Origin of the sequence: Craterilacuibacter sp. (assembly GCF_051659485.1) — a bacterium.
Taxonomy (GTDB): Bacteria; Pseudomonadota; Gammaproteobacteria; order Burkholderiales; family Chromobacteriaceae; genus Craterilacuibacter.
The window spans coordinates 1-5070 of the sequence record NZ_JBOFOO010000049.1 but is presented as its reverse complement, the minus strand read 5'-3'; the positions used below and the strand labels follow the sequence as shown (position 1 = coordinate 5070).

Sequence of the window (5070 nt, the reverse complement as noted above, 5' to 3'; positions counted from 1 at the left end):
ATCATGCAGTCAGGCTTGGCAGGCAGGCTTTTGCAGCACTCGCATTTCTTCGCAGCGGCCACGGCAAGCGATCTCGTCACGGCCTTGCTTGACCAGCATCCGCGCTCGAGTGCTGGGCAGGCTGCAGCCATCTAGCCTGCCATCTCGCCCGACTCGATCACCCTCACGCCGGGGGTAGCCGCCAGCGCCGTAGCCAGCATGCTGTCAGCGACCTTGTCTACACGGATGGCACGCCATTTTTGCGGCACGAGGCAACCCAGATGCCGGTCCAGCCACAGGCCGAACTCTTCGCCGGTGCGCAGCTGTGCCCGCGGCCCGGCATCCAGGAGCGAGGGACGTACGATGGCGAGCGAAGCAAAGCCCAGCGCCATCACGTCGCGTTCGGCCTCACCCTTGGTCCTGAGATACAGCCCGCGCGCGCCGGCATCGGCACCGAGCGAGGAATTCAGCACAAATGCCGGTGTGCCTGCGGCATGCGCATGCCTCGCGGCGGCCAGCACATAGTCGTGATCGACCCGGTAAAAGGCCGCATCCGAACCGGCCTGCTTGCGCGTCGTCCCCAGTGCACACAGCGCGGCATCGGCCTGCCACCATGGCGCATCGGCAGGCAGGGCTTCGAAGTCGACAATGGGATTTTTCAGTTTGGCATGCGCAGGCAGCGCCCGCCTTGTCGGCGCCACCACGCAGGCCACGTCGGAATGGGCCAGCGCCTGCGCCAGCAGTTGCTGCCCCACAGCGCCGGTCGCCCCCAGAATCAGCAAACTTTGCACGGCAAGACTTTCACGGATGAAAACGCCAGTTTAAGCACGATGCCTTGCGCTGGCGACCCCTACCATCAGAACTTAATGCGATAGCAATACCGGAAGCTGCAAATCCTGCAGCACGCCAGCGGTGGCGCCCCCCAGCACGAAGTCGCGCATGCGTGAATGGGCGAAGCCGCCCATCACCAGCAGGCCGGCTCCGCTTTCACGCGCATGGCGCTGCAGGACTTCGGCAATGGGATGGCCATCAAGCGCCACTTGGCTGACACTGGCAGGGATACCGTGCTGCGCAAGATACTCGGCCAGCCGCATGCCGGGGTTTTTGTCCGGCAGCGCCTTGTCTCCGGTTGCCGACACGATGCTGACACTTTGCGCCCGCGCCAGAAAATCACGGGCATCGGCAACGGCCCGTGTCGCGGCGCGGCTGCCATCCCAGGCGATCATCACATGCCCGAAGGCGGTGACCGGCGCCACCTCCGGTACCAGCAACACCGGGCGGCCGGCACTGAAAATAACGGTTTCGGCAGTGGCCTGCTGCATACCCTCTCCCGCCCGGATGCCGACCAGCACAAGATCATGGTAAGGCGCAAAGCCATTCACCACATTGCCTGCGGCCCCCGCCATGCACTCCCGCTGCGTGGTGCGTAGCAAAATGGCTTGTGCCTCTAGCTCGGCTTGCATGGCCTCGATAAGCACCAAGCCGCGCGCGCGGCAATTGGCTTTCGCGCCACGCGTCAAGGCAGGCACATCGATCAGCATATTGCCCAGCACGCTGGACACCGGCGGAAAGTCGGCATTGAGTACCAGCGCATGAACTTCCGCCGCCAGATAGCGGGCGACGGCGGCTACATGCAAGGCTATCGTGCCGGCATTGCCGTCCGGATAAGTGTGCAGCGGGACGAGGATTTGCAAGCTCATGGTCAGTACTCCTGATTAGGATACGGCGGGATGGTTTGCCGGGCGGGGGCTAAGAGCCCATCAACACCGGACAGACACGGTGATGCAATAATTTGCGTGTGGTCGAGCCGAACAGGCGCGTGAGCCAGCTACGATGGCCGAATGCGCCCATGACCAGCAAACGCGCGCCGCTACGCTTAAGCTCGGTTTCTAGCAATGTGCCAGCCGCCCCATCCGCACACAAACCGACCGCCTCGGCCGGCAGACCGTGTGCCGCCAGATAGCCGGCGCCCTCGGCGGCCAGGCGTTCGGCTTCGATCTGGTTATGATGCACGCTGATCACGCGCAAAGGCGCGCCAGAAGCCAGCCCCAGCCAGGCAAACTGCTGCAAAGTACGCGCACTGCAGGCACTCCCGTCGTAAGCCAGCACCACCGGCCCGCTACCTTGAGCATCGGCCGACAGCAACACCGGGCGTGCGGTGTCATGCAGGAATTCTTCCAGCCAGCCCATATCATGCGCATGGCGCGGCTCGCCCAGATGGCACTCGGGCGCCAGCACGATCAGGTCATGTGCGTTTGCATACTCGCGCAAGACCTGCGCCGGATGAGCGGTCTCTTCCAGCCGGGAACCAAAGTTCACCCCGGCCAGCTGGGCCAGCTCGCGAAACGATTGCAGCAACTCGTGCTCGCTCGCCAGCGCCAGCGCCTCCAGTTCGGCATTTCGTTGCAGACGAAAGGCCATGGCACCGGCCGGCACCGCCTCACCGCTTAAGCGGGGCGAGGCATCGATCAGCGCCAGTGCCGTTACCTCGGCCGCTGTATCTTGTGCCAATTGCAAGGCGAGTGTTCGTGCCCCGACGGCCCGCTCGCCGCTATCGAGTACCAGCAATATCCGTTTAAGCATGACATTCTCCTTGCGTGATTGACCCTATCCATTTACGGCGACAACACCCGGCAAAGCAAGCGGCTTCATCACACGCCCTCCTAATCCTAAGCGCAAGCCAATGCCATCAAATACAAAAAAGACTTGACCGGACAAACGTAACTCCGTATAAACGCCGCAAGCAAGATTTCAAGCAGTAGACACCGTAGTTCATCGTGGTTCCCCTTCCAAGCGGCACTTCCATTGTATCCCCCGGTCTTCCTTGATTGTTTCGCCTGACAGGCGTGGCTAGCACCATCCTGTTTGCAGCACTTAATATTCCTGAAATAAATATCCTGTCTTATTGGCCCGGGGATACCCGGCAAGCGGCACGAATGGCCTGACACTAGGCAACTCATTATTGGCTGTTACAAATAATCGGCAGGACGACAGTAGAAAGAAAACAACATCATGATGATGAAAATCAGTCAGTTGAAAGCGGGTCTGAGGATCTGCGAACACAAGAACAATGGCGACGTACAACACTTTGAAGTCGTCAAAGTACAACCCGCCGGCCGTCGCATCGAAGTGACCTTCCGTTCCGGCAACAGCATGGAAAGCGCGCTGTATCCGGCAGACGCCTACCTGTACGCGTCCTAAACAGACGCGGCACGACAGCTAGACACGCAAAACGGGCTGCCTTCGGGCAGCCCGTTTTGTATTGGCGCACGCCTTAGCGCATCAATGACCCCGCGCACTCAGCCATGCCGCCACCTTGGCGGCCGGCTGTTTTTGCAGCTGGCACAACAGGCCGTGGCTCACCTCGGCGACACCGTGCTGGCGCTGCAATAGCCCGGCCAGATGCAGCATCAAATTGGCTGCCATCTCGGTGTCGGCCAGTGCACGGTGGGCGCGGCCGGTGGCCGGTAGCCCAAGCCAGCTATTGAGCGTACCCAGCTTGTGATTGGGCGCATGCGGCAGCAGGCGGCGCGCCAGCAGCATGGAGCAGGCAAAGTCCTGCGTGCGTTGCCGCCCCAGCAGGCCCAGTTCGTAATCCCAGAATTTCTTGTCAAACGAGGCGTTATGCGCCAGCAGCGGCGTAGAGCCGACAAAGTCGGCCGCCTCGCGCATCACTTGTGCCACCGGCGGTGCCGTTTTGAGCATGCGGTTGCTGATGCCGGTCAGCCGCTCGATATCGGATGGAATCCACACCCCGGCATTCATCAGGCTTTGATAGCGGTCGACCAGCCGGCCATTTTCCAGCAGCACCACGGCGATCTCGGTGGCGCGGCAATGGCTGCCCGGTGCCAGGCCATTGGTTTCAAAGTCGATGACGGCAATACGTTCCATGCTGAGGCTATCCGTAGTTGAACAAGAGCCGGCACTATGCCGGCTGCGGCCACAAAACGCAAAAGAGCATGGCTGGCGGGCACCAAACCCGAGTAAAATACTCGGAATTAATTATGGACAGCCTGTCATGCTTGAAAAATTCTATCGCACCACCATGGCCCCCCACCGCTTGGGCTTTCTTGCCGGCGGCATTTTACTGCTGGTAAGCCTGGTCTGGTGGGGCGCCCAGATGGTGGGCCGCTTTGGTGGCAGCCCGATGCTTAGCGCCGTACCTGCCTTGTTCCTGCACGGCTACAGCATGGTGTACAGCTTCTTTCCGCTCTTCATGCTGGGCTTTATTTATACCGCCGGCCCGCGCTGGCTGGGTGTCGCCAGCCCGTCACGCAAGTGTTACGCACCCGTATTGCTAGGCTATGCCGCTGGCGGTGTGCTCGTGCTACTGGCCAGCTACAACACGCAATGGCTAACACCCGGCATCGCCCTGCAGGCACTGGCCTGGACCGGCGCACTGGCGATCTGGCTGCGTGCCGTTCATCACAGCAAGGCTAGCGACAAAACCCATGCGCGTCTGGTGGCGCTGGCATTTGGCGCCGGCTGGCTGGGCCTGTTGCTTGGGTTTTACTGGGCAATCAGTTCGAACACGTACGCCTGGCTGGCGGTGGTTGATATCGGTATCTGGGGCTTATTACTGCCGGTGTTTCTCACCGTCAGCCACCGCATGCTGCCGTTTTTCTCGGCCAGTGCCTTGACCTTGTATCAGCCATGGCGCCCCAAGTGGCTGCTTGGCAGCTGGATTGCCCTGTCTTTCAGCCACGGCGCACTCGAAATTTTCAGCCTGAACACCTTGCTACCCGATCTTGCCTTTGCCGCCCTCTTGCTTTACACCAGCTATCGCTGGCGCTTGCTGGCCTCATTCAAGGTCAAACTGCTGGCCATGCTGCATGCGTCCTTTGTCTGGGCCGGCATCGCCCTGAGCCTGTATGCCGTCAGCTCGGCCTTACAACTGGCCGGGCATGCCGGACTGGGTTTTGCCCCGCTGCATGCGCTGGCGCTGGGCTTTTTCTCGACCATGCTGCTGGCCTTTGTCACTCGCGTCACGCTGGGTCACTCCGGTCGCCCCTTGGTGGCAGGCATTCTGCCGTGGACCTGCTACTGGCTCATGCACGGCGTCGCCATCGCGAGGGTCGCCGGCGAGATCAT

At 61.3% G+C, this 5070-nt stretch carries 6 protein-coding genes; 2 read left to right on the top strand and 4 right to left on the bottom strand.

Going from position 1 to position 5070, the window contains the following annotated elements; all coding sequences use genetic code 11:
* Positions 1 to 131: 131 nt before the first annotated feature.
* From ACRC1E_RS01485 to ACRC1E_RS01475, 3 genes are all read right to left on the bottom strand, one after another.
* On the bottom strand, positions 132 to 770 hold the full coding sequence (locus ACRC1E_RS01485; RefSeq protein WP_438513337.1) for an NAD(P)H-binding protein: 639 nt from the start codon (positions 768 to 770) through the stop codon (positions 132 to 134).
* 72 nt (positions 771 to 842) lie between these two features.
* Complete coding sequence (locus ACRC1E_RS01480; RefSeq protein WP_438513336.1) at positions 843 to 1679, bottom strand: universal stress protein; 837 nt, start codon at positions 1677 to 1679, stop codon at positions 843 to 845.
* Positions 1680 to 1728: 49 nt separating this feature from the next.
* Positions 1729 to 2562: a universal stress protein gene (locus ACRC1E_RS01475; protein WP_438513335.1), complete on the bottom strand. Its 834-nt coding sequence runs from the start codon at positions 2560 to 2562 to the stop codon at positions 1729 to 1731.
* 429 nt (positions 2563 to 2991) lie between these two features.
* On the opposite strand from ACRC1E_RS01475, the gene ACRC1E_RS01470 reads away from it, so the two are divergent.
* Positions 2992 to 3180, top strand: coding sequence for a hypothetical protein (locus ACRC1E_RS01470; RefSeq protein ID WP_438513334.1), 189 nt, complete (start codon positions 2992 to 2994; stop codon positions 3178 to 3180).
* Positions 3181 to 3261: 81 nt separating this feature from the next.
* On the opposite strand, the gene ACRC1E_RS01465 is transcribed toward ACRC1E_RS01470, so the two are convergent.
* Positions 3262 to 3870 (bottom strand): 3'-5' exonuclease, encoded by a 609-nt coding sequence (locus ACRC1E_RS01465; protein WP_438513333.1) that lies wholly within the window; start codon positions 3868 to 3870, stop codon positions 3262 to 3264.
* A 127-nt stretch (positions 3871 to 3997) separates the two neighbouring features.
* On the opposite strand from ACRC1E_RS01465, the gene ACRC1E_RS01460 reads away from it, so the two are divergent.
* A partial coding sequence (locus ACRC1E_RS01460) for an NnrS family protein (RefSeq protein WP_438513332.1) occupies positions 3998 to 5070 on the top strand: 1073 nt, incomplete at its 3' end.

Bases quoted from the DNA above. Each gene is read 5' to 3' on its own strand.
- ACRC1E_RS01465 (WP_438513333.1), bottom strand. From the start codon at position 3,870: ATGGAACGTATTGCCGTCATCGACTTTGAAACCAATGGCCTGGCACCG.
- ACRC1E_RS01470 (WP_438513334.1), top strand. From the start codon at position 2,992: ATGATGATGAAAATCAGTCAGTTGAAAGCGGGTCTGAGGATCTGCGAA.
- ACRC1E_RS01475 (WP_438513335.1), bottom strand. From the start codon at position 2,562: ATGCTTAAACGGATATTGCTGGTACTCGATAGCGGCGAGCGGGCCGTC.
- ACRC1E_RS01480 (WP_438513336.1), bottom strand. From the start codon at position 1,679: ATGAGCTTGCAAATCCTCGTCCCGCTGCACACTTATCCGGACGGCAAT.